Below are 24,529 nucleotides of genomic sequence, written 5' to 3'. Positions count from 1 at the left end.
CCGCACCGGGGAAGAACGACGGCTGAAATCGCACCCAAATTGCACCCCGAAGAGGGAAGGAATTCGGCCATCGGCAGCGGCGGTGACACGGGCTGCGTCGGCTCGATCGGCGATAACGCCGGATCCCCGCATCGGATCCCATCGAATCAGCCCGAATCAAGGACGCCTGACTACGACAAACGGGTGACTCGGGGCTACGGCAACGGCGAGAGGAGGCCGGGATCCGGCAGCGACACCGGGTCGCCGGGCTACGCCGGTGGCAGTGGCGCCGGGGAGCGGGCTAAGGCAGCAGAGGACCGGGGATCCGGGCTACGGCAGCACGGGAGCCGGGGCCCGGCCTACGGCAGCACGGGAGCCGGGGCCCGGCCTACGGCAGCACGGGGGCCGGGATCGTCGGCCAGCTCATCCGAATGAGGCCGCCGGATTCGTCCGCCGTCACCTCGACGTCGTCGACCAGCCCGCTGATGACGGCGAGGCCCATGTCGTCCTCGCCCTCTTCCGGCGCGCCGGAAGCCTCCCCCGGGCCGCCCGCGGCGGCATCGGCGGCGGACAGATGAGGGGCGTCGTCCCCGACCTCGATGGAGAACTTCTTCTCGTCCTCGATCAGCACGACCCGCACAGGGGTGGTCACACCATGGCTGGCATGCAGCCCCACCGCGCGCGTGCACGCCTCACCCACGGCCAGGCGCACCTCGTCCAGCACGGCCTCGTCGACCCCGGCCCGCCGAGCCACCGCGGCGGCTACCAACCGGGCGGTGCGGACATGCTCGGGAAGGGCACTGAACAGCAGTTCGACGGTGGCCATGCCATCCCCCTCGGTCGCACGTGCCCTCTTCCCCACTCCTGGAACAGGGCGAACTCACGGAGGGGCCGGGCCCTCAAAGCCCGGTGCCCCCCGCGCGGCAGTGTCGTCCGGCGACCGTCAGTCGGTCGCCTGCACCGCGTCCTCGACCGAGGTGTGAATCGGGAACACCTTGGTCAGGCCGGTGATACGGAAAATCTTGAGAATGCGCTCCTGGTTGCAGACCAGGCGCAGCGAGCCCTCATGGGCACGCACCCGCTTGAGCCCGCCGACCAGCACGCCGAGCCCGGTGGAGTCGAGGAAGTCGACGCCCTCCATGTCCACGACGAGGTGATAGCTGCCGTCGTTGACAAGCTCGACCAGCTGCTCACGCAGCTTGGGCGCGGTATACACATCAATCTCGCCACCGACCTCGACGACCGTACGGTCGCCTACGGTCCGGGTCGACAGGGACAGGTCCACGGATCCTCCAGCACCTTGCATCGAGCGGTCGCCCCCCATGGATCGGCAGCCGCGATGGCATTCAATCACTTACCGGCAGGCGCGCACGACGCCTTGAGTCCATTGTCCGTCACGCCGATGACACACTCGGTGTCGATGGCCCACGATCAACTCCCGCCGGAGGCGGGCGTACATCCCGCTCCCCGGGTGGTCCTCGGCAGACTCGCCACCGGGGCAGACCGGGCTGCACGCATCACTCATACGGAGCACTTGCCCCCTCGTCCGGGACGTCATGCCCCCTGGCCCGAGAAGATCCGGCCGGAAGTGATCGGCGCGATCCGGGCCGCCGGAATCGACCGTCCGTGGGCGCACCAGGCGCTGACGGCCGAGCACGCGCTGCGCGGCGAGTCGGTGGTGGTGGCCACGGGCACCGCGTCCGGCAAGTCGCTCGCGTACCTCGCGCCGGTCCTCAGCGCGCTCCTGGACGGCTCCGAGGCGCCCAACGGGCGCGGCGCGACCGCCCTGTACCTGGCCCCCACCAAGGCCCTGGCAGCCGACCAGCGGCGCGCCGTACGGGCCCTCGCCGCCCCGCTCGGCAAAGGCGTCCGTCCGGCCGTCTACGACGGCGACACGCCCGTGGAGGAGCGTGAGTGGGTGCGTCAGTACGCCAATTACGCGCTCACCAACCCGGACATGCTGCACCGCTCGATCCTGCCCGCCCACCCCAAGTGGGCCTCCTTCCTGCGCGCACTGCGCTACGTCGTCATCGACGAGTGCCACACCTACCGCGGCGTCTTCGGTTCGCACGTCGCCCAAGTGCTGCGTCGGCTTCGGCGTGTCTGCGCCCGTTACGGCGCCGATCCCGTCTTCCTCCTCGCCTCCGCCACCGCCTCCGACCCGGCCACCGCCGCGACCCGGCTGACCGGGCTGCCGGTGGTGGAGGTCACCGAGGACGCCTCCCCGCGCGGCGAAGTCGTCTTCGCCCTCTGGGAACCCCCGCTCACCGAGCTCCACGGCGAGCGCGGCGCCCCCGTCCGCCGTACGGCCACCGCCGAGACCGCGGACCTCCTCACCGACCTCGTCGTCCAAGGCGTCCGGACCGTCGCCTTCGTGCGCTCACGGCGCGGCGCCGAGCTCGTGGCACTGATCACCCAGGAACGTCTGGCCGCGGTGGACCGCTCCCTCCCCTCCCGGGTCGCCGCCTACCGCGGCGGCTACCTCCCCGAGGAGCGCCGCGCCATCGAGCGCGCCCTGCACACCGGCGAACTGCTGGGCCTCTCCGCCACCACCGCCCTGGAACTCGGCGTGGACGTCGCCGGCCTGGACGCCGTCCTCATCTCCGGCTACCCCGGCACCCGCGCCTCCCTGTGGCAGCAGGCCGGCCGCGCGGGCCGTACGGGCCGGGGCGCGCTCGCGGTCCTCATCGCCCGCGACGACCCGCTGGACACCTACCTCGTCCACCACCCGGAGGCGCTTTTCCGGCAGCCTGTGGAGTCCACCGTCCTCGACCCGGACAATCCGTACGTCCTCGCCCCCCATCTGTGTGCCGCGGCCGCCGAGCTGCCGCTCACCGAATCCGATCTGTCACTCTTCGGCCCCGAGACGCCGGGCCTGCTGTCCCAGCTCGAAGGCCGGAAGCTGCTCCGCCGCAGGGGCTCCGCCTGGCACTGGACCCGCCGTGAGCGCGCCGTCGACCTGGCCGACATCCGGGGCGGCGGCGGCCGCCCCGTCCAGGTCGTGGAGGAGGGCACGGGCCGGCTGCTGGGCACGGTGGACGCGTCCGCCGCCCACACGGCGGTCCACGACGGCGCCGTCCACCTCCATCAGGGCCGCACCTACCTCGTCCGCCACCTCGACCTGGAGGACTCCGTCGCCCTCGTCGAGGAGGCCGCCCCGCCCTACTCGACGACGGCCCGCGACACCACGGCCATCTCCATCCTGGAGACGAGCGCCGAGATCCCCTGGGGGGACGCACGGCTGTGCTTCGGCTCCGTCGAGGTCACCAATCAGGTCGTCTCCTTCCTCCGCCGCAAACTCATCACCGGCGAGGTCCTCGGCGAGTCCAAGCTGGACCTGCCGCCCCGTACGCTGCGCACCCGCGCCGTGTGGTGGACGGTCACGGAGGACCACCTCGACGAGGCCCGCATCCACCCCGAGGCCGTCGGCGGCGCCCTGCACGCCGCGGAACACGCCTCCATCGGCATGCTCCCGCTCTTCGCCACCTGCGACCGCTGGGACATCGGCGGCGTCTCGGTGCCCCTCCACCCCGATACGGCCCTGCCGACCGTCTTCGTCTACGACGGCCACCCCGGCGGGGCCGGCTTCGCCGAGCGCGCCTTCCACACCGCCGCGAGCTGGCTCACCGCCACCCGCGAGGCCATCGCCGCCTGTGAGTGCGACACCGGCTGCCCCTCGTGCATCCAGTCCCCCAAGTGCGGCAACGGCAACGATCCCCTCGACAAGCGGGCCGCCATCCGCCTCCTGACCCGCCTCCTCGCCGACGCCCCCGCCGAGGAGGAGCCGGGCAACCCGCTCCCGTAGCCGCCCACGGCCGCTCGTCCGGTGGGACGGAGCCCGCTCGTGCGGTGGGGCGGAGCCCGCTCGTGCGGTGGGGCGGAGCCCGCTTGTCGGTGGGGCACGCGGACCGGCGAGTAGGCGGACCAGCGGGCGGGCAAACCAGCGGGTAGACGGACCAGCGGGCGGGCGAACCGGCGGGCGAGCCAACCGGTCGCCCCCCCGAACCGGCGGGACAGGCGCCCCGGGGCCGTCAGGGCCCGAGGCCGTGGTGGCCCGGACCGTCGCCACCCACGGGCTCGGGGGCGACCGGGCCCGTAAGGCCCGGAGGGCCGGCGCGGGAACTCACCCGGACGGTGTAGGGCCCCGCCCGCGCCTCGGCCGCCACTTCGGCGATCTCACCACTCACGGCGCACCGCACCACCCGCGCCGCCTGGGCGGCGGCCACCTTCCGGGCCAGGCCGCATGCCTTCCGGTGTCCCGACAAGGCGTGGTCAGCCGCCGCCAGCACCGCCAGGTCCGCCGCACCGCCCGCGCGGTGACGGGCCACCACAGCCTGTCCAATGGCCAGCGTCGCCGCGAACACCGCGCAGAAGGCCGCCGCGGCGATCGCCACCCACACCGAGGCCATGCCCCCGTCACCCCACCGTCTCCTCCGCAAGGGCCACCGCCTCCCCACCCAGCCGCACCGTCAGCGGCCCCGGGCCGGCGGTTCGGGCATCGACCCGCACCCGCACCAGATCCCCCTCCCTCGCCAGCGCGATCCGGGCCCCGGCCGGAGCGGCCGATCTGGCGGCGGCGACCGCCGCCGACGCCGGCTCCGACCGGGCCGCCGCCCGAGCGCCCGCACGGGCCGCGTCCACGCACTGGATCTGCGCGGACGCCGCCATCAGCCCCCAGAGCAGTGCCATGCCGAACAGCGTCAGCGTCGGTAGTACCAACGCGGCCTCCGCCGTCACATAGCCGCCGTCAGAACGACGCATGGAGTGCCTTCACGATCAGCGACTGCAACGCCGAACCGACCGCCCCACCGGTGACCACCTTGTAGAGCACCGCCGCGAGCGCGCAGGCCGCCAGCGTCCCCACCGCGTACTCCGCCGTCGTCATTCCGTCCTCGCCCGCCACCCTCAGCCGGGCCCAACGCCTCGACCACCACTGCACGACCATCACTGGCTCCCCCTGTCCCTCTGCCTCACGCATCGTCAATTGCCTTTCATGAGCCCGCTCGCCAGGCCGATGACGACCGGCACCACACCGACCGTCAGGAAGGCGGGCAGGAAGCACAGCCCCAGCGGGGCCGTCGCCAGGACTCCGGCGCGCCGGGCCCGTATGCCCGCCATCCGCCCTCGCGTGGCGCGCAACTGGCCCGCCAGCCGCGACATGGGCTCCACCGCCGGCACGCCCGTCGCTTGGGCCCGCTCCAGGCAGCGGGCGAGCCCCCGGGCGCCGGGAACGCTCCCCAGCCGACCCCAGGCCGTGTGCGGTTCCCCGCCGAGCCGGACCTCGGCCGCGGCTTGAGCGAGTCGCTCGCCCACGGGTCCGCCCAACGAGGCGCCTACCGCCGCAGCGGCCTCCCGGGGCCCGGCCCCCGCGGCCATGCAGGCCGCCAAGAGATCCGCCGCGAACGGAAGTTGGGCTTCTGCTCCCTTCGCGGCGGCCTCATCACGGGTAGGCTTGTCGCGCCGCTGCCGACGCCACACGCCGTACGCGACCCCGAGCCCCACCACACACCCGGTGATCCCCCCGATGAGGACGAGACCGGCGACCCCCGCCGCGGCCGGAAGCCCGGCCCGCGCCACCGCCGCCCGCCCAGACCACCGCCGCAGCCGATTCGTCGGCCCGGCCGATGCGTTCCCCCTCAGCAGCGACACCGCCCGCCGGCGGACCGAGCGGCCCCCACGCGCCCGGCGCGCCCAGCCCAGGGCGGCCACCAACGCCGCACCCCCGGCGGACACCGAAATAAATATCCCCAGGCTGTGGATAACTTTTTCGCTCATCACCTCCCACCCCCATCCGCTCCCCCGGCCGCCCGTACGATCCGAGCGGTCCACACCAGCCCCGCGCACTCCAGAACGCCACCGAGCGTCAGGCAGCCCAGCCCCGCGGAGGTGTGCAACAGCACCCGCAGCGGCGCCGCCCCGAGCGCGCTGCCCATCAGAAGGGCGAGCACCGGAAGCACGGCGAGCATCACGCCGGTGGACCTCGTTCCTGCCAACTGGGCGTGCAGGTCCTCTCGTTGGTCCCGCTCGGCGCTGAGGGCCGCCGCCACCCGTTCGAGCCCCGCGGCGAGCCCCGCCCCGCCGTCGACCGAGACCTGCCAGCAGGCGGCCACTCCGTTCAGCCCCTCGGCGCCCGGCTGCCGCGCCGCCTTCCGCAGGGCTTCCGGCACATCGCCGCCGAACCTCGCCGCCGCCGGGACGGCCGACCATGCCGCCCCGAGGTCCACCACCAGCCCCACCAGCGCCTCGCCGGGCTGCCGCCCGGCGCGCAGATCACCCGCGACGGCCCCGCACAGGTCGATCACGGCCGCCTCCCGCCGATCCCGCTCGCGTTTGCGCCGTCGGGTGGCGAGTGCCCGTCGTACGAGGGGAACGGCCGCCACCGCACCGATCAGCGGCAGCATCGACTCGCCCACCAGCGCTACGAGACAACCGACCGGAAGACAGAGCAGCTCACGCCTTTCCCGCCCCCATCGAAGCAATCGGCCGACGCGCTCCTCGACCCACGGAAGCGACGCGCCACCGGTACGCACGCCCCCGCCGCCGGCGAACAGAGCTCTGGCCCGCCGGGACACCCGACCCGGGCGCGTCGAGACCCAGAGCGAGGCCACCGCGCTCAACACCGCCCCGGACACCGGGGCCACCATCTGGGGCGCCGCTACGGAAACGGTCACAGCGCACCACCGCCCCGTTCGCACAGCGCTGCCAGCCGGGCCCAGCCCCGCGTCCGCTCGAAGCCGCCCTCGCCCCACACAGCCGCCGGTACAGTCGTCACGAAGCCTCCGGCGTCGCGGTCCAGGACGTGGAGTTCCGCGATCCGCCGACGCCCACCCCTGTCGCGCGCCAGATGGACCACCACCGACAGCGCGGCCGCCAACTGACTGTGCAGCGCCCCGCGGTCAAGCCCCGCCGTCGAACCCAGCGCTTCCAGCCTGGCGGGCACATCCGCCGCCGCGTTGGCGTGAACCGTGCCGCATCCTCCCTCGTGTCCGGTGTTGAGCGCGGCCAGCAGATCGGTGACCTCCGGGCCGCGCACCTCGCCGACGACCAGTCGGTCCGGCCGCATCCGCAGCGCCTGCCGCACCAGGTCCCGCAAGGTGACCAGCCCCGTGCCCTCCTGGTTGGCGGGCCGTGTCTCCAGCCGCACCACATGCGGGTGTTCGGGGCGCAGCTCGGCCGAGTCCTCGGCCAGCACGATCCGCTCGTCGGGCGCGACCAGCCCCAGCAGGGTGGACAGAAGGGTCGTCTTTCCCGACCCCGTGCCCCCGCTGATCAGGAAGGAGAGCCGGGCGTCCACCACGGCCCGCAGCAGGCGCTGCCCGCCGGGCGGTACCGTCCCGGCGGCCACCAGCTCGTCCAACGCGAAGGCCCGGCGCCGCACCACCCGCAGCGAAAGACAGGTCGAGCCGACGGCCACCGGGGGCAGCACGGCGTGCAAACGCGTCCCGTCCGGCAGCCGGGCGTCCACCCAGGGCCGGGCGTCGTCGAGTCGGCGTCCGGCGATCGCGGCGAGCCGCTGCGCCAGCCTACGCACCGCCGCCGCGTCGGGGAAGGACACATCAGCGCGCTCCAGGCCCGCTCCGCGGTCCACCCACACCTGGTCGGGCGCGGTGACCAGGACATCGGTGACCTCGGGTGCGGAGAGCAGGGGCTCGAGCGGCCCGGTGCCGATCAGTTCGGACCGCAGCCGGGCGGCGACGCCGAGCACTTCGGCGTCCCCGAGCAGTCGGCCTTCCCGGCGCAACGCCTCCGCGACCCGCGCGGGCGTCGGCTCCACCCCGCTCTCCGCCAGCCGCAGGCGCACCGCGTCCAGCAGCTCGGCGCTCATGCCGGCACGCCCGCGCCGTCGGCCGATGTCCGCGCCCAGAATTCCGCGCAGAATCGTGCCAGCGGCCCGCGCTCGCCGCTCCCCGGCGGCCGGCCGGCGAGCAGGGCGTCCGACAGGCCCGGCTCGGGTGGGAGTTCGCCCGCCAGGGGCAGGCCGAGGAGGTTCGAGATCTCTTCGCCCCGCAGCCCCGAGCCGACCTGCGCACGCGTCACCAGCCGGAGGTCGCTCAGGACCATGCCGACCATCGAGGCGACCCGGTGGGCGGCCGCGACGGCTCGCAGCTCCGCGGGCACGACCACCAGCCCCACATCCACCTGTTCGAGAGCTGCCACCGCCGCGTCGTCGAGTCGGCGCGGCAGGTCCACGACCACTGCCCCGCCCCGCCTGCGGGCCGCGGCCAGAACGGCCCGCATGGCGTCGGACGGCACCGCGAGACAGTCGCCCCGGTCCCAGCTGAGGACCCGCAGCGAATGCAGCTCGGGCAGCGCTTCCTCCAGCGCCCGCCCGGCCACCCGGCCCCGCGAGTCGGCGAAGGCCGGCCATCGCAGCCCCTCGGCCTTCTCTCCACCGAGCAGCACATCGAGCCCACCGCCCAGCGGATCGCCGTCGATCAGCATCGTGCGCCGGCCCGCGCGGGCTGCGCCGACCGCCAGGGCGCAGGCGAGCGTGCTCGCCCCGGCGCCGCCCCGGCCGCCGATCACCCCCACCGTGAGAGCCGGGCGGCCGACGCCTTCCACGGCGTCGGCGATCCTGTCGACCAGCCAACTCTCGCCATCGGGCAGGAGCACCACATTGCGGGCCCCGATGCCCACCGCGCGCTGCCAGACGCCGGGGTCGTCCTGGTCCCTGCCGACCAGCACCACCCCCTCCCTGCGCATGGCGCCGCCGAGCCGGGCCGCGCAGTCGTCACCGACCAGGACCAGCGGCGCGCTCTCCCAGCTCCCCCTGCGCGCGGGCATTCCATGAGCGACTTCGGGCACGGCCCCGGCGGCGGCGCACAGCCGCAGCAGGTCGTCCAGCAGCCCCTCGTCCTCCGTGACGACCAGCGGCCCGTCCGGCCTTCCGGCGACGGCGGCCGTCCGCCAATCGGATGTGATGGATCCGGTCACGGTCTCCCCCTCCCACTACGCGCTCTCTCTTCCGCGAACATCGCGGAACTCGCGGGGAATCACCGTGCAGCGAACTGGAAAACCTTGTGGATCTTGAACAAAAACTGTGGACAACTCAACGGTTGTGAATATCCCGCTCACCTATACCGGTGACTTCCGGAGAGCAGCACGCCGATTACCCAGCGTGACGTGTAGGAAGTAGGAGAGACCACGGCCGGGTGGGCCGAACCAGGGGGAGGAACGCGGGATGAGGGCGCTCAAAATGCATCCGGACATGCGACGACCCCCGCCGGGGGGGAGAGCGGGGGTCGTCCCCACGGCCGACTCGGGGGGGGAGGAGTCGGACCGGGTTAGACACGGTCGCGAACGATCCGTGACTTCCATGGTGTACCCGAGAGCCTTCTCAGGCAAACCCACACGCCTCAGCTTACGCCGAATGGAGGGCGGCCTATGCTCGGCGACGTGGAAAACCACTCGCTCCCTCGGACAGCCGCGTTCTTTGATCTGGACAAGACGGTCATTGCGAAGTCGAGCACGCTCACCTTCAGCAAGTCCTTCTACCAAGGCGGCTTGATCAACAGGCGCGCCGTGTTGCGCACCGCGTACATCCAGTTCGTCTTCCTGGTCGGTGGGGCCGACCACGACCAGATGGAGCGGATGCGCCAGTATCTCTCCGAACTGTGCCGTGGCTGGAATGTCCAGCAGGTGCGGGAGATCGTCGCCGAGACCCTGCACGAACTCATCGATCCGATCATTTACGACGAAGCAGCCTCCCTCATCGAGGAGCACCACACCGCAGGGCGCGATGTGGTGATCGTCAGCACCTCGGGCGCCGAGGTGGTGGAGCCGATCGGCGAGCTGCTGGGCGCCGACCGGGTCGTCGCCACCCGGATGGTCGTCAAGGACGGCGCCTTCACCGGCGAGGTGGAGTACTACGCCTACGGCCCGACCAAGGCCGAGGCCATCCGGGAGCTCGCGGAGTCGGAGGGCTACGACCTGGCGCGCTGCTACGCCTACAGCGACTCCGCGACCGACATCCCGATGCTGGAATCGATCGGCCACCCGCACGCGGTCAACCCGGACCGCGCACTGCGCCGTGAGGCGATCGCCCGCGACTGGCCGATGCTCACCTTCACCCGCCCGGTACGACTCAAGCAGCGCGTGTCGACCCTGCCGATGCCCTCGCGCCCGGCTCTGATGGCGGCGGCCGCGGTCGGCGCCGCCGCTACGGCCGGCCTGGTCTGGTTCGCCAGCCGACGACGACCGCCCTACGTCCGCCTTGACCGGTTTTAAGACTAAAAGTAAAGAAACCGCGGCTTGGGCTTCCGCTTCCACCACGACAGGAGTAGAAAGGAGTTGACGGCCCGCGAGACCAGGGACATCCGAGAGGATGCCTTCAACGCAGTAGGCCCACGGACCGAAGCACGAAAGCCGAGCACCCACGCGACGCCGACCCGTCGATTACGGGCCAGCCGCACCAGGTAACGGGCGAAGATCCCGGCCTGATGGGCAAATCTCGTGCACGCATGGTAACTCGGCCGACGTGCCAGCGGCGGTACCAGAGCTTGACCGGTACCGCCGCAACCCTGTCCGCCTCCTGCCGCCCCCCCTGATGACGGGCATCACCCGACGGTGACGGGACACACCCGACCCCATCCGGCTTGCCCCAGGGCGTGTTGCGGGGACTTCCCCCAGACCCTGTTGACGGAGAACCGTCAGGCCGCACCGCGTTGGAGCGCCTCGCACACGGCCGTACTCTCGCGCACACCCAGCTCGACAGCACGGGCGCAGTGCGTGATCCAGGACGCCACACCATCCGGGGTCCCGGACGCGTAGCCGTCGAGCGCGCCCAGATAGGCCGCGCGCCCCAACTCCGCGTGCCCCACCTCCGACGGGCAGATCGACTTGGGGTCCAGCCCACTGCCGATCAGCACGATCCGCTCGGCGGCCCGCGCGACCAGGCCGTTGCACGACCCGAACGGGCGCAGGGCGAGGAGCTCGCCGTGCACCACCGCCGCCGTCACCAGCGCGGGCGCCTCGCTGCCCGCGATCAGCAGCCCTGCCAGCCCTTCGAGCCGACCTGCCACCTCGTCCGCGCCCGGCAGCGCCAGCTCGATCAGCGGCTCGTCGACCGGCTCACCCGCCAGCCGCGGGCGGCCCACGGTGTCATCCGGCCGGGCCCCGCCAGCCGCCACCAGGTGCAGCCTGGCCAGCACACGAAGCGGCGACTGCCGCCACACGCTCAGCAGTTGCCCCGACTCTGCGGTCAGCCGCAGTGCCGCGCCCACCGTGCGCGGCTCTCCCTCGACGCCGAAGTCGGACCGCCGGCGCACCTCCTCGAGCGCCCAGTCGGCCCCCGACAGCGCGGCCGAGCCCCGGGCGCCGCGCAGCGCCGCCTCGGCGGTGACCTCGTTGCTGCGGCGGCGCATCACCCGGTGGCCGTACACGCGGTCCACCGCCTTGCGTACGGAGTCCACGGAGTCGGCAACGCCAGGAAGCGAGCCCAGGGCGGCGAGCGGATCGGCTGTCGTACTCATGGGTAAGACAGTACGCACTTCGGCCTCACACCCCTCGAAGGAGTGGTTTTCTTCACTCACAGCTCTCACTTTCCGCGCTTACGCACCTACGCTTGGTGAACATGAAGATCGCTTTCGTAGGGAAGGGCGGCAGCGGCAAGACCACGCTGTCCTCACTGTTCATCCGCCATCTCGCCGCCGACCGGGTCCCCGTCATCGCGGTGGACGCCGACATCAATCAGCATCTCGGCGCGGCGCTCGGTCTGGACGAGGCGGAGACGGCGGCACTCCCCGCGATGGGCGCGCACCTGCCGCTGATCAAGGACTACCTGCGCGGCACGAACCCTCGCATCGCCTCCGCCGAAACCATGATCAAGACAACGCCGCCGGGCGAGGGCTCGCGGCTGCTGCGGATCGGTGAGGAAAACCCGATCTTCGAGGCCTGCGCCCGCACCGTACGACTGGACGACGATGCCGCCGTCCGATTGATGGCGACCGGCCCCTTCACGGAGTCGGACCTGGGCGTCGCCTGCTACCACTCGAAGGTCGGCGCGGTCGAGCTGTGCCTCAATCACCTTGTCGACGGACCCGGCGAGTACGTCGTCGTCGACATGACTGCGGGCAGCGACTCCTTCGCCTCCGGGATGTTCACCCGCTTCGACATCACGTTCCTCGTCGCCGAACCGACCCGTAAGGGTGTCTCGGTCTACCGTCAGTACAAGGAGTACGCCCGGGACTTCGGCGTCTGCCTGAAGGTGATCGGCAACAAGGTGCAGGGCGCCGACGACCTGGACTTCCTGCGCGCGGAGGTCGGCGACGACCTGCTCACCACGCTCGCCCACTCCGACTGGGTGCGCGCCATGGAGAAGGGCCGGCCAGCCCTCTTCGAGCTCCTCGAAGGGCCCAACCGCGAGGCGCTGCGCACGCTGCGCGAGGCGGCGGACGGTGCGTACGAGCGGCGTGACTGGCAGCGCTACACACGCCAGATGGTGCACTTCCACCTCAAGAACGCGGAGAGTTGGGGCAACGCGAAGACAGGCGCCGATCTGGCGGCTCAGGTCGACCCCAGTTTCGTTCTGGGTGAGCGACTGCTGGCCGCCGCACAGCCCGTCTGACGCTCACCGATCAGCCGCCCACTGACGGCAATTGAGGAACTCGCCGCAGCGGGGCGCCCAAGGGAGCCTGGCCGTCGGAATAGCGCCCGGCGACCTCCGGACGGATGACACATCCGTCCGGAGGGCATTTCTCACCGCTCAAGGAGCGGCAGGGAGATACCCGTCCCCGATGCCGGCCCCCACGTTCCCCCTGACGCACGCCCGCGCATTCCGGATTTCTCCCGTCCACTTCTCGGCCGACCCGCTCCCGGTCTCCGTCATCGGGCCCACGGAAGCGTCGACTGAAATGGGTTCCGTTTTCATCGCTTTTCAGCCCGGACCCTCGGATTGAGCCACAGCGCGCCAGTCGCTCGGCGTCGACGAAACCGACCTCACAGGCCAGAGCATGTACACGCCATTGACACCCAGGCAACCGTTCACCTCGCCCCGGGTGCCGGATGTTCGGTTTCATGCCGAGCGGGGCCGAATTCCGATCGCGGACGGTAAACACGCCCCAACGAGAGGGTAAACGCCGAATCCACCCCCCTTCACCCCAAACCACCCAGGGTCTCCCGCACTCCCCTCGGGCGTCCGGCCGCGCCCGACACCAGTGCCGTGTGGACCAGATAGAGGGATGGAGCGACAAGCGGATAGGCGTACAGATTCACTCATTGGAAGGAAGTCGCCTTCCTTCAGCCCTGGAGAACTTCCCCCACCTCTTTACTCTCCATTACGATTCATTTACCGAGAGTTGAGATAAGCCCCGCCATCGCAGCCGCTCCCGCCGCTGCACGCCGTGACCACGGCCGCGCCCCACCCGCGACCGCGCCGCCCCGACGAAGACGGGAACGCCCATGCACGCTCAGCCGACGCAGACGACTCACCCGACGCCCCCGGCCCGGCCGGGTGACCAGGGCCTGCCGGATCGACGCCCCCGCAGCTGGCGCCAGGACCTGTCCGCCTCCGTGGTCATCTTCTTGATCGCGATCCCGCTCTCGCTCGGCATCGCGCTCGCCACGGGCGCGCCGCTCCAGGCGGGGCTGGTCGCGGCAGCGGTCGGCGGGATCGTCGCAGGCCTGCTGGGTGGGGCACCGCTCCAGGTCAGCGGCGCCGCCACCGGCCTGGTGGTCGTGACCGCCGAGCTCGTGCAGCGCTATGGCTGGCGGGCGACGTGCGCGATCACCGCGCTCGCGGGCACGGCTCAACTCGCCCTCGGCGCAGCCCGGGTGGCCCGTAGCGCGCTGGCCGTCAGCCCGGCGATCGTGCACGGCATGCTCGCCGGCATCGGCGTCACGATCGCGCTCGGCCAGCTGCCCGTCGTGCTGGGTGATCACCCCAACATCTCCGCGCTGGAGAACCTCGCGGCGCTGCCCTCGCGCCTGGCGGACCCGCACCCGGCCGCGCTGCTGGTCGGCGGGATCACGGTGGCCGTGGTGGCGGGCTGGCCGAGGCTGCCCGGCCGGGCCGGACGGTGGGCCCGTACGCTTCCGGCGCCGCTCGCCGCCGTGGCGGCCGCCACGGCGGCCGGCGTCGGTATGGACCTGCCCCGGGTCAATCTTCCCCAGTGGGAATTGCGGGTGCTGCCCGCCCTGCCGGACGGCCCGGTGCTCGGGGTGTTCGCGGCCGTCCTCACCGTCACCCTCGTGGCCAGCATGGAGTCACTGCTGTCCGCCGTCGCGGTGGACCGGCTGCGCGCCGCACGGACGGACGGAGAGCACCCTCCCGCCTCACTGGATCGCGAACTCGCGGGCCAGGGCGCGGCGAACGTGGTCTCCGGGCTGCTCGGCGGGCTGCCGATCGCGGGCGGCGCGATCCGCGGCACGGCCAACGTCAAGGCGGGAGCCGCGACGCGCAAGGCCACCATCCTGCATGGCGTGTGGGTGCTGGTCTGCGCCGCCCTACTCAGCACTGTGCTCGAGCTGATCCCACTCGCCGCGCTGGCCGCGTTGGTGATGGCGGTCGGCGTGCGAATGGTCAGCTTCGCGCACATCAAGCACGTACAGCGGCACCGCGAATTCCCCATGTACGCGGCCACGCTCGGTTCCGTCGTGCTCCTGGGCGTGCTGCAAGGAGTCGCCGTCGGCATCGCGATCGCGGCCTTCCTCTCCCTGCGGCGCCTCGCCCACACCCGTATCACCGTCGACGCGGAGAGGGACTACCACCGGGTACGCGTCAATGGCCAGTTGACGTTCCTCGCGGTCCCACGACTGTCCCGGGCTCTCGCACAGGTGCCCTCCGAGGCCAACGCGGTGGTCGAGCTGGGTGGGTCCTTCATGGACCACGCGGCCTACGACGCGTTGCAGACCTGGTCCAACGCCCATCGGGCGGGTGGCGGCTGGGTCACTCTGCGAGGCCGCCACGGCCGCCCCATCGCGGAGCCCGCCAGCACGCACGTGTGCCGCCCCTGGACCCCCTGGCACAACCACCACTGCACCCGCACCACCGCTGCCACCAAGCCCGGCGTCAAGCACAGCGGTGATCAGCAACTCCTCGGCGGCGTGAGCGCGTTCCAGCGCAATACGGCACCGCTCGTACGGGACGAGCTGGCGCGGCTGGCCCGCGAGGGACAGACCCCCAGCCAGCTCTTTCTGACCTGCGCCGACTCCCGGCTGGTGACCAGCATGATCACCTCGAGCGGGCCCGGCGATCTCTTCACCGTGCGCAACGTCGGCAATCTGATGCCGCCGCCCGGCAGCGACGGCACGTGCGACTCGGTCGGGGCCGCGGTGGAGTACGCGGTCGAGGTGCTGAAGGTCAGCAGCATCACCGTGTGCGGGCACTCGGGGTGCGGGGCGATGCAGGCGCTCCTCGACACCTCCGCCCCGGAGCCCGGCGCACCGACCCCACTCGGCCGCTGGCTCCGGCACGGCCGGCCGAGCGTGGCCCGCATGCAGCGCATCGGACGGCTCGGGCGCGGGGAAGTCGCGCTCGCCGACCGGCCCGTGTCCGATGACGTCGAACGGCTCGCCCTCGTCAACGTGCTCCAGCAGCTCGACCACCTGAGGGCCCACACGTGCGTCGCACGGCGGGTGGCAGAAGGGGCGCTGCGTTTGCAGGGCATGTACTTCCATGTGGCCGAAGCGCAGGCGTACGTGCTGGACGAGCGGTCGCGCACCTTCGCCGCGGTCCGCCCGGAGGTGCTGGACGCCGTGTGACACGCCGCTGGCACGCGATGCGGAGGTGAGGCTCCCGCGCATGTCCCCCGCACCCCCTCGACCCGTCTGACCTCGCGGAACCCCAATAAAGGACAGGTCTAAACCAATTTTTGTCCACACCCCTTGTCAGGGTGTGCCCCGGGCTGATGAGCTATGGCCGGGACGCAACGGGCACCCTGGGAAAGGGAGATGTCGTGAGCAACGAAAGCCTGGCCAACCTCTTGAAGGAGGAGCGCCGCTTCGCACCGCCTGCCGACCTGGCCGCGAAGGCCAACGTCACGGCGGAGGCGTACGAGGAGGCGAAGGCTGATCGGCTGGGCTTCTGGGCTGAGCAGGCCCGCCGCCTGAGCTGGGAGACCGAGCCGACCGAGACCCTGGACTGGTCGAACCCGCCGTTCGCCAAGTGGTTCGCCGACGGCAAGCTCAACGTGGCGTACAACTGCGTCGACCGCCATGTGGAGAACGGCCTCGGCGACCGCGTGGCCATCCACTTCGAAGGCGAGCCGGGCGACACCCGCGCGATCACCTACGCCGAGCTGCAGCGTGAGGTCTCCAAGGCCGCCAACGCCCTGACCGAGCTCGGCGTCCAGGCCGGCGACCGGGTCGCCATCTACCTCCCGATGATCCCCGAAGCGGTCGTCTCGATGCTGGCCTGCGCCCGGATCGGTGCCCCGCACTCGCTCGTCTTCGGCGGTTTCTCGGCGGACGCCCTCGCGACCCGCATCAAGGACGCGGACGCCCGCGTCGTCATCACCGCCGACGGTGGCTACCGGCGCGGCAAGGCCTCCGCCCTCAAGCCCGCCGTCGACGAGGCCCTGACCCGTCCCGGCACGGAGGACGTCCGCAGCGTCCTCGTCGTCCGCCGCACCGGCCAGGACGATGTCGCCTGGACCGAGGGCCGCGACGTCTGGTGGCACGACCTGGTCGAGCGCCAGTCCGACCGGCACACGCCCCAGGCGTTCGACGCCGAGCACCCGCTGTTCATCCTCTACACCTCGGGCACCACCGGTAAGCCGAAGGGCATCCTGCACACCACCGGCGGCTATCTCACCCAGGCTTCGTACACCCACCACGCCGTCTTCGACCTCAAGCCGGAGACGGACGTCTTCTGGTGCACGGCCGACGTCGGCTGGGTGACCGGCCACTCCTACATCGTCTACGGGCCGCTGAGCAACGGCGCGACCGAGGTCCTCTACGAGGGCACCCCGGACAGCCCGCACCAGGGGCGCTGGTGGGAGATCGTCCAGAAGTACGGCGTGACGATCCTCTACACCGCCCCCACCGCGATCCGCGCCGCCATGAAGTGGGGCGACGACATCCCGGCCAAGTTCGACCTGAGCAGCCTGCGGATCCTCGGTTCGGTCGGCGAGCCCATCAACCCCGAGGCCTGGGTCTGGTACCGCAAGCACATCGGCGCCGACAGGACGCCCGTGGTCGACACCTGGTGGCAGACCGAGACCGGCGCCATGATGATCAGCCCGCTGCCGGGGGTCACCGAGACCAAGCCCGGATCGGCGCAGGTGCCGCTGCCCGGCATCGCGGCGACCGTCGTGGACGACGACGCCAACGAGGTGCCCGACGGGGCCGGCGGCTATCTCGTCCTCACCGAGCCGTGGCCGGCGATGCTCCGCACCATCTGGGGCGACGACCAGCGCTACATCGACACGTACTGGTCGCGCTTCGAGCACAAGTACTTCGCGGGCGACGGCGCCAAGAAGGACGACGACGGCGACATCTGGCTGCTCGGCCGGGTGGACGACGTGATGCTGGTCTCGGGCCACAACATCTCCACCACCGAGGTCGAGTCCGCACTCGTCGCGCACCCCAAGGTCGCCGAAGCCGCCGTCGTCGGCGCGAACGACCCGCAGACCACCCAGGCCATCTGCGCCTTCGTCATCCTGCGGGGCGACGCCGACGCCGAGGAACCGGGTCTGGTCGAGGAGCTGCGGGCGCACGTCGCCAAGCAGCTCGGCCCGATCGCCAAGCCCAAGCGGATCCTGCCGGTCGCCGAGCTGCCCAAGACCCGCTCGGGCAAGATCATGCGCCGTCTGCTGCGTGACGTCGCCGAGAACCGCACGCTCGGCGATGTGACCACGCTGACCGACTCCTCGGTCATGAGCCTGATCCAGTCCCAGCTCCCCGCCGCGAGCAGCGAGGACTGACCCGGTCGAACCACCCGACCGCTGCCCGAATTCGGGCAGTGTGAGCAGGCAACCGTGAAGGGCACCCGGCGCGACCGGGTGTCCTTCACTCTTTCCGGTTAAGGTAAGTACTCATCGCGTAAAAATCGCGACAAGAATCAAAGGCGCGCCGGGAAGTCTGGTCGGCACACAGCACACGTGTATCCAGTCGCCCCAGGAGGTCCACCGCCGTGGCCGCGCCCAAGAACCGCCGTTCCGTCTTCCTCGGACGGCTGCCGCTGCCCGAGCGCAACTATCTGGCGGAAGCCCTCCGCACCGAGACCGTCGGCGGCGTACTGCTGCTCGTCGCGGCCGTGGCCGCGCTGATCTGGGCGAACACCCCACTGCGCGACAGCTACGAGACCATCCGCGACTTCCACCTCGGTCCGGGCTCCCTCGGCCTCGACCTCTCGGTCCAGCACTGGGCCGCCGACGGCCTGCTGGCCGTCTTCTTCTTCGTCGCGGGCATCGAACTCAAGCGCGAGCTGGTCGCCGGCGAGCTGCGCGACCCGAAGGCGGCCGCCCTTCCCGTCATCGCCGCGATCTGCGGCATGGCCGCCCCCGCGCTCGTCTACTTCACCGTCACGAAGGCCGGCGGCGGCGCGCTGGACGGCTGGGCCGTGCCCACCGCCACGGACATCGCCTTCGCACTCGCCGTCCTGGCGGTGATCGGTACGGCCCTGCCTTCGGCGCTGCGCGCGTTCCTGCTGACCCTCGCCGTCGTCGACGACCTCTTCGCAATCCTGATCATCGCGGTCTTCTTCACCTCGGAGCTCAATTTCGCCGCCCTCGGCTTCGCCGTGCTGGGCCTGGCCGTCTTCTGGCTGCTGCTGCGCAAGGGCGTCCGCGGTTGGTACGTCTACGTGCCGCTGGCGATCGTCAACTGGGCCCTGATGTACAACAGCGGCGTGCACGCGACCATCGCGGGCGTCGCCATGGGCCTGATGCTGCGCTGCACGCGTCACGACGGCGAGCGGTACTCCCCCGGTGAGCACATCGAGCACATCGTCCGCCCCCTGTCCGCCGGGCTGGCCGTGCCGCTGTTCGCGCTGTTCTCGGCGGGCGTCGCGCTCTCCGGCGGCGCGCTGTCGGACGTCTTCCGCAAGCCCGAGACGCTCGGGGTGGTCCTCGGACTGGTCGTCGGCAAGGCGATCGGCGTGTTCGGCGGCACCTGGCTGGCGGCACGTTTCACGAAGGCGGAGCTGAACCCCGACCTCGAGTGGCCGGACGTGCTGGCCGTCGCCTCACTGGCCGGCATCGGCTTCACGGTGTCCCTGCTGATCGGCGAGCTGGCCTTCGCCGGGGACCAACTTCTGACCGATGAGGTGAAGGCTGCCGTACTCATCGGTTCGCTGATAGCCGCCGTCATCGCGGGCACACTGCTCAAGCTGCGCGACAACAAGTACAAGAAGCTGTGCGCGGATGAGGAGCGGGACGAGGACGAGGACGGCATCCCGGACATTTACGAGCAAGGCAACCCGGATTACCACCTGCGGATGGCAGCCATCCACGAAGCGAAGGCCGCAGAACACCGCAGGCTGGCCGAAGTCGCCTCCGGGCACACCACCGGCGACGATGGTCCGGCATGATCTAAGGGTCTTTACATCCGCTGAAGACGCGCCCAAGACCCGCAGATGACGAAGCTGATGAAGATGAGGGAGCAGCCGATGAGCGCAGCCGACGACGGTGCCAACCGCAGCCTCGGCCAGCTGGTGGCGACGGCCACCACCGAGCTGTCCGCGCTGGTGCACGACGAGATCGCACTGGCCAAGGCCGAGCTGCGGCAGGACGTCAAGCGCGTCGGCATCGGCGGCGGCGCGATCGCCGCGGCCGGCACCCTGGCGCTCTTCTCCCTGCCGGTGCTGAGCTTCGCGGCGGCGTACGGGATCCACAACCTGGGCCTCGGGCTGGCCTGGTCCTTCCTGATCGTCGGCGGGGCGTTCCTGGTGATCGCGGCGATTCTCGGGCTGCTGGCGGTGGCCAAGTTCAAGAAGGTCAGCAAGCCGGAGAAGAGCATCGCCTCGGCCAAGGAGACGGCGGCCGTGCTGGGCACGGTCAAGCCGCACCCGCGTCCGCTGGTCGGCACGAGCCAGGCGGACGCATCTGTGACACGCTCGTCCGTATGACGGTGCCCGATACTTCCGCAGCGCCCGCGTCCCCCGACCCCGACTCACCGGTCATCCCGCCCGCGCCCACCGGCTCCGCGTCCTCGCCCACGGCGGTCGTGCGCCCCGACGGGCCCTGGACCCACCGGGAGGTCGCGGCCAACGGTGCGCGGTTCCATATCGCCGAGATGGGCGAGGGGCCGCTGGTGCTGCTGTTGCACGGCTTTCCGCAGTTCTGGTGGACATGGCGGCACCAGCTGCCGGCCCTCGCGGACGCGGGGTTCCGGGCGGTGGCGATGGACCTGCGCGGTGTGGGCGGCAGCGACCGGACACCCCGGGGCTACGACCCGGCGAACCTCGCCCTCGACATCACCGGCGTGATCCGCTCCCTCGGCGAGCCGGACGCCGCGCTGGTCGGCCATGATCTGGGCGGCTATCTGGCGTGGACGGCGGCCGTGATGCGGCCGAAGCTGGTGCGGCGGCTCGTGGTGTCCTCGATGCCGCACCCGCGCCGCTGGCGGTCGTCGATGCTCGCCGACCTCAAGCAGAGCGCGGCGGGCTCGTACATCTGGGGCTTCCAGCGCCCCTGGTTGCCGGAGCGCCAGCTCGTCGCGGACGACGCCGCGCTGGTCGGCCGGCTGATCCGGGAGTGGTCGGGGCCCCGACTGCCGGACGACGAAGCGGTCGACACCTACCGGCGGGCCATGTCGATCCCCTCGACGGCCCACTGCTCGATCGAGCCGTACCGGTGGATGGTGCGGTCGATGGCACGCCCCGACGGCATGCAGTTCAACCGCCGCATGAAGCGGCCGGTGCGGGTGCCGACGCTGCACCTGCACGGGTCCCTCGATCCGGTGATGCGCACCCGCAGCGCGGCGGGCTCCGGGGAGTACGTGGAGGCGCCGTACCGCTGGCGGCTGTTCGACGGCCTCGGGCACTTCCCGCATGAGGAGGACCCGGTGGCCTATTCGACGGAGCTGATCAACTGGCTCAAGGACCCGGAACCCGACCGCTAGCCACGAAGACAGGGGGCCGGGCCAGGGACACCGGGAGCGCGCTCGCCAGGAACGACGGCAGGTCCCGGAGCCGCATCGTCGGCCTCTCTCATCCCGTGCTCACCCTCGAACACACGGGAACATCCGTCCGTCGAATGGCCAATTGCCCGGCGCATAGGCCAATTGACGGACCCCCAGGCGATTACGGACCTTTGGGTCCGGGCACAGACCTCGGTATGGGCTGGACGCACGACTACCGTGATGTGACACAGCAGCGCGGCGCCGAGGGCGATGCCGCGCTGGCCGTGACGGAGGCATCCGAGAGCGCCATGCGGGGTGAGCACGGGCCGGAGGCCGGTCACGACCCCCACATCGGCATTCCTCGCATCATCCGCCGCCGCGCTCGATGGGTGTCGGCGCGGCTGCGCCATCCACGCGGCCGCTGACCCCCCTCCTGGACCGCCCGGGCCGTCACCCGCTCCTCAGAGGGCGCAGCCCTGGCTGTCCGCCCTGCCCGTGGCCGTGCTGCCGACGACGGCGTCCTCGCGCACCTCGTCCGCCGTCAGGGCGTAGCCGGTGTCCGCGTCGTCCAGGGACTTCGCGAAGACCACGCCGTAGACCCTGCCGTCCGGGGTGAGCAGCGGGCCGCCGGAGTTGCCCTGGCGGACGGTGGCGAAGAGGGAGTACACATCGCGCCGGACATTGCCGCGGTGGTAGATGTCCGGGCCGTTGGCCTGGACGCGGCTTCGGACGCGGGCGGCGCGCACGTCGTACGAGCCGTTCTCGGGGAAGCCCGCGACGATGGCGCTCTTGCCGCTCTCCGCGTCGTCCCGGGCGAAGCGCAGCACGGGCGCGTCGAGTGACGGCACGTCGAGGACGGCGATGTCGCGCTTCCAGTCGTAGAGGACGACGGTCGCGTCGTAGCGCCGGCCCTGGCCGCCGACTTGCACGGTCGGCTCGTCGACGCCGCCGACGACGTGGGCGTTGGTCATCACCCGGTGCGGTGCGAAGACGAAGCCGGTGCCCTCCAGGACCTTGCCGCAGCTGGGCGCGGTGCCCACGACCTTGACGATGCTGCGCTGGGCGGCCGTGGCGACGGGGCTGCCGGCGAGCCGGGGGTCGGGCGCGGGCACGGAGGTGATGGGCTCGTTGGAGAAGGGCGCGAAGACCTGCGGGAAGCCGTTCTGGGAGAGAGCCGTGCTGAAGTCCGCGAACCAGGTGTTGGCCTGGGCCGGAACCACCCGGGCGACGCCGAGCAGCACCTTGGAGTTACGGACTTCCTTGCCGAGCGTGGGCAGGGAGGTGCCGGCGAGGGCGGAGCCGATCAGCCAGGCCACCAGCAGCATCGCGACGACGTTGACGATCGCGCCGCCCGCCGCGTCCAGTGCGCGCGCCGGCGACCAGGTGATGTGGCGGCGGAGCTTACTGCCGAGGTGAGTGGTGGCGGCCTGGCCCACCGAGGCACAGACGATGACGATCACGACGGCCGCGACGGCGGCAGGTGTGCCCGGTGTGGCCTCCTCGGTGGCGCTGTCCCAGATCACCGGGAGGGCGTAGACGGCGACCAGCCCACCGCCGAGGAAGCCGATCACCGACAGCACGCCGACGACGAAGCCCTGGCGGTAGCCGACGACCGCGAACCACACGGCGGCGATGAGCAGCACGATGTCCAGCACGTTCACCGAAAAATGCCTCGCATTGAAGGGGCCGGCGCGGTCGTCGGCCTCGGGTCGGGTGGCTCGCAGGCCACCGTCTCACGCGGATCAGCTCTGCCGGTCCAAAGAAACCTGACGCTCGCGGTCCCAGGGACGCTCCCAGCCCGCGTAGTGCAGGATCCGGTCGATCACCCCGGCCGTGAAACCCCAGACCATCGCGCCGCCGACGTAGAAGGCCGGACCCCGGTGACCGCTCGGGTGGACGGCCATCGCCCGGTTCCCCGGGTCGGTGAGCTCGGTGACCGGGACCGTGAACACTCTGGCCGTCTCCGCCTGGTCGACCGCGCCGACCGGGCTGGGCTCGCGCCACCAGCCGAGCACCGGCGTCACGACGAAACCACTCACAGGGATGTAGAGCTGCGGCAGGACACCGAAGATCTGCACACCGGACGCGTCGAGGCCGGTCTCCTCCTCGGCCTCGCGCAGCGCGGCCCGCAGCAGCCCGTCACCGGCCGGGTCGCCGTCCTCCGGGTCGAGCGCGCCACCGGGGAACGACGGCTGGCCGGCGTGCGAGCGCAGCGTCCCGGCCCGCTCCAGGAGCAGCAGCTCGGGCCCCTGCTCGCCCTCGCCGAAGAGCACCAGCACGGCGGACTGCCGACCGCCCGTCTCCGGCGGCAGGAAGCGGCTCAGCTGGTGCGGCTCGATCGTCTTCGAAGCCTGGGCCACGGGTGCGAGCCACTCGGGCAGTCCCTCGGAGGTGATGGCGGTCCCACCGCCGTACGTGCTCGTCATGCGTGTCCCCTCGGCGTGTGTGCGGTCACTGGCGGGCGTGCGGTCACTCGGCTCCCAGCGGACGGGCCGGCAGGCCCGGGTAGTCGGGCGGGGGCTTGAGCCGCTGACCGGGCTGACCGCCCTTCTCGTACTTGAGCAGCTTCCGCGCCTTCTCGGGGTCCGTCTCGCCCTCCCCGTAGGACGGGCAGAGCGGCGCGATGGGGCAGGCGCCGCAGGCGGGCTTGCGGGAGTGGCAGATGCGCCGGCCGTGGAAGATCACGCGGTGCGAGAGCATCGTCCACTCGCTCTTCGGGAAGAGCGAGCAGATTTCCTCCTCGACCTTCTCCGGGTCCTGCTGGTCGGTCCACTTCCAGCGCCGGACGAGCCGCCCGAAGTGCGTGTCGACGGTGATCCCGGGCATCCCGAAGGCGTTGCCCAGCACCACATGGGCGGTCTTACGGCCCACGCCGGGCAGCGAGACCAGGTCCTCTATGCGCCCCGGCACCTCGTCGTCGAAGCGCTCGTGGAGCGCGGCGGAGATGCCGATCAGGGATCTGGCCTTGGCGCGGAAGAAGCCCGTCGGCCGGATGAGCTGCTCCAGCGCCTCGGGGTCGGCGGCCGCCATGTCCTCCGGCGTGGGGTAGGCCGCGAAGAGGGCGGGGGTGGTCTGGTTGACCCGCAGATCCGTGGTCTGGGCGGAGAGCACGGTGGCGACCAGCAGTTGGAAGGGGTTCTCGAAGTCCAGCTCGGGGTGGGCGTACGGATAGACCTCGGCGAGCTCGCGATTGATACGACGCGCCCGGCGGACGAGCGCGGTCCGGGACCCCGGCTTCGCCGGTTTGGCGGCAGCGGCCTTCACTGATCTCCTGGAGGTGGGCCCGGAGCCGGATCCGTTGGCGGAACCGGTCGGTCCGGAGGCGGAGCGCGGGGCGGGAGCGGCGGCGGATCCGTCGACCTCGCCGATCTTCGCGGGCGCTTCGCCACCCGGCGGTTTGGGCTCGCTCGCGGCATTCGTCTTCTTCGCGGACGGGCGTTCGCCCACAGCGGAATTGCGGGCCGGGATCACCCTCCCGGTCCCCCTGTCCTGTGCTCTCACCGGCGTATTGGACACCCGGCCAGACTAAAGCCCAGCACCGACATCCGCC

22 protein-coding genes are annotated in these 24,529 nt (G+C 71.6%); 9 read left to right on the top strand and 13 right to left on the bottom strand.

The window, feature by feature from the left end; translation table 11 throughout:
- Window positions 1–367 precede the first annotated feature (367 nt).
- Window positions 368–805 (bottom strand): ATP-binding protein, encoded by a 438-nt coding sequence (locus tag FHS38_RS30575; protein WP_184739126.1) that lies wholly within the window; start codon window positions 803–805, stop codon window positions 368–370.
- Between the two features lie 117 nt (window positions 806–922).
- Window positions 923–1,264, bottom strand: a complete 342-nt coding sequence (gene bldG, locus FHS38_RS30570) for an anti-sigma factor antagonist BldG (RefSeq protein ID WP_030392670.1) — start codon at window positions 1,262–1,264, stop codon at window positions 923–925.
- A 54-nt stretch (window positions 1,265–1,318) separates the two neighbouring features.
- Between bldG and sftH the strand changes: the two genes are divergently transcribed.
- Entirely contained in the window at window positions 1,319–3,784 is a 2,466-nt protein-coding gene (gene sftH / locus FHS38_RS30565; RefSeq protein ID WP_184739123.1) for a DNA 3'-5' helicase SftH, read from the top strand.
- A gap of 226 nt (window positions 3,785–4,010) precedes the next feature.
- On the opposite strand, the gene FHS38_RS30560 is transcribed toward sftH, so the two are convergent.
- Genes FHS38_RS30560 through ssd form a run of 7 tightly spaced genes read right to left on the bottom strand, consistent with a single transcriptional unit; the run spans window position 4,011 to window position 8,913 of the window.
- A complete protein-coding gene (locus tag FHS38_RS30560) occupies window positions 4,011–4,388 on the bottom strand; it encodes an Rv3654c family TadE-like protein (protein WP_184739121.1) in 378 nt (125 codons plus the stop codon).
- Between the two features lie 7 nt (window positions 4,389–4,395).
- Window positions 4,396–4,740, bottom strand: a complete 345-nt coding sequence (locus FHS38_RS30555) for a TadE family type IV pilus minor pilin (RefSeq protein WP_184739118.1) — start codon at window positions 4,738–4,740, stop codon at window positions 4,396–4,398.
- Window positions 4,727–4,957, bottom strand: a complete 231-nt coding sequence (locus FHS38_RS30550; RefSeq protein ID WP_373301864.1) for a DUF4244 domain-containing protein — start codon at window positions 4,955–4,957, stop codon at window positions 4,727–4,729. The genes FHS38_RS30555 and FHS38_RS30550 overlap by 14 nt, the downstream gene beginning before the upstream one ends.
- Before the next feature lie 2 nt (window positions 4,958–4,959).
- A complete protein-coding gene (locus FHS38_RS30545; RefSeq protein ID WP_184739116.1) occupies window positions 4,960–5,754 on the bottom strand; it encodes a type II secretion system F family protein in 795 nt (264 codons plus the stop codon).
- Complete coding sequence (locus FHS38_RS30540; RefSeq protein WP_184739316.1) at window positions 5,754–6,623, bottom strand: type II secretion system F family protein; 870 nt, start codon at window positions 6,621–6,623, stop codon at window positions 5,754–5,756. The genes FHS38_RS30545 and FHS38_RS30540 overlap by 1 nt, the downstream gene beginning before the upstream one ends.
- 23 nt (window positions 6,624–6,646) lie before the next feature.
- Window positions 6,647–7,804, bottom strand: a complete 1,158-nt coding sequence (locus FHS38_RS30535) for a TadA family conjugal transfer-associated ATPase (protein ID WP_184739114.1) — start codon at window positions 7,802–7,804, stop codon at window positions 6,647–6,649.
- Complete coding sequence (gene ssd / locus FHS38_RS30530; protein ID WP_184739112.1) at window positions 7,801–8,913, bottom strand: septum site-determining protein Ssd; 1,113 nt, start codon at window positions 8,911–8,913, stop codon at window positions 7,801–7,803. The genes FHS38_RS30535 and ssd overlap by 4 nt, the downstream gene beginning before the upstream one ends.
- Before the next feature lie 450 nt (window positions 8,914–9,363).
- Between ssd and FHS38_RS30525 the strand changes: the two genes are divergently transcribed.
- Window positions 9,364–10,206 (top strand): HAD family hydrolase, encoded by an 843-nt coding sequence (locus tag FHS38_RS30525; RefSeq protein ID WP_184739110.1) that lies wholly within the window; start codon window positions 9,364–9,366, stop codon window positions 10,204–10,206.
- A 422-nt stretch (window positions 10,207–10,628) separates the two neighbouring features.
- Here the strand turns inward: FHS38_RS30525 and FHS38_RS30520 are convergent, their stop codons facing one another.
- The gene (locus FHS38_RS30520) at window positions 10,629–11,450 is read right to left on the bottom strand and encodes a Fic family protein (protein ID WP_184739108.1); all 822 of its coding nucleotides are present in this window, start codon (window positions 11,448–11,450) and stop codon (window positions 10,629–10,631) included.
- Window positions 11,451–11,551: 101 nt separating this feature from the next.
- Here FHS38_RS30520 and FHS38_RS30515 point away from each other — a divergent pair, with 101 nt between their 5' ends.
- The 7 genes from FHS38_RS30515 to FHS38_RS30485 all read left to right on the top strand — a co-directional run bounded on the left by FHS38_RS30515 (window position 11,552) and on the right by FHS38_RS30485 (window position 21,404).
- Window positions 11,552–12,544 carry an ATP-binding protein gene (locus tag FHS38_RS30515; protein WP_184739107.1) on the top strand — a complete coding sequence of 331 codons (993 nt, stop codon included), beginning with the start codon at window positions 11,552–11,554 and terminating at the stop codon, window positions 12,542–12,544.
- 833 nt (window positions 12,545–13,377) lie between these two features.
- Window positions 13,378–15,678, top strand: a complete 2,301-nt coding sequence (locus tag FHS38_RS30510) for a SulP family inorganic anion transporter (RefSeq protein ID WP_184739105.1) — start codon at window positions 13,378–13,380, stop codon at window positions 15,676–15,678.
- A gap of 194 nt (window positions 15,679–15,872) precedes the next feature.
- A complete protein-coding gene (gene acs / locus FHS38_RS30505) occupies window positions 15,873–17,840 on the top strand; it encodes an acetate--CoA ligase (protein WP_184739103.1) in 1,968 nt (655 codons plus the stop codon).
- 209 nt (window positions 17,841–18,049) lie between these two features.
- On the top strand, window positions 18,050–19,447 hold the full coding sequence (gene nhaA / locus FHS38_RS30500) for a Na+/H+ antiporter NhaA (RefSeq protein WP_184739101.1): 1,398 nt from the start codon (window positions 18,050–18,052) through the stop codon (window positions 19,445–19,447).
- A 78-nt stretch (window positions 19,448–19,525) separates the two neighbouring features.
- Complete coding sequence (locus FHS38_RS30495) at window positions 19,526–19,984, top strand: phage holin family protein (protein WP_184739099.1); 459 nt, start codon at window positions 19,526–19,528, stop codon at window positions 19,982–19,984.
- Complete coding sequence (locus tag FHS38_RS30490) at window positions 19,981–20,979, top strand: alpha/beta fold hydrolase (RefSeq protein WP_221495544.1); 999 nt, start codon at window positions 19,981–19,983, stop codon at window positions 20,977–20,979. The genes FHS38_RS30495 and FHS38_RS30490 overlap by 4 nt, the downstream gene beginning before the upstream one ends.
- A 215-nt stretch (window positions 20,980–21,194) precedes the next feature.
- Complete coding sequence (locus FHS38_RS30485; protein ID WP_184739097.1) at window positions 21,195–21,404, top strand: hypothetical protein; 210 nt, start codon at window positions 21,195–21,197, stop codon at window positions 21,402–21,404.
- 36 nt (window positions 21,405–21,440) lie between these two features.
- Here the strand turns inward: FHS38_RS30485 and FHS38_RS30480 are convergent, their stop codons facing one another.
- The 3 genes from FHS38_RS30480 to nth all read right to left on the bottom strand — a co-directional run bounded on the left by FHS38_RS30480 (window position 21,441) and on the right by nth (window position 24,426).
- Window positions 21,441–22,640, bottom strand: a complete 1,200-nt coding sequence (locus tag FHS38_RS30480; RefSeq protein WP_184739095.1) for a MarP family serine protease — start codon at window positions 22,638–22,640, stop codon at window positions 21,441–21,443.
- 81 nt (window positions 22,641–22,721) lie between these two features.
- The gene (locus FHS38_RS30475; protein WP_184739088.1) at window positions 22,722–23,405 is read right to left on the bottom strand and encodes an NUDIX hydrolase; all 684 of its coding nucleotides are present in this window, start codon (window positions 23,403–23,405) and stop codon (window positions 22,722–22,724) included.
- A 43-nt stretch (window positions 23,406–23,448) separates the two neighbouring features.
- Entirely contained in the window at window positions 23,449–24,426 is a 978-nt protein-coding gene (gene nth, locus FHS38_RS30470; protein WP_184739086.1) for an endonuclease III, read from the bottom strand.
- Window positions 24,427–24,529 lie beyond the last annotated feature (103 nt).

It is taken from the genome of Streptomyces netropsis, assembly GCF_014203545.1.
GTDB classification, from domain to species: Bacteria; Actinomycetota; Actinomycetes; order Streptomycetales; family Streptomycetaceae; genus Streptomyces; species Streptomyces netropsis.
Note: the sequence above shows the minus strand (reverse complement) of the source record. Positions and strands in the feature narration are given on the sequence as shown.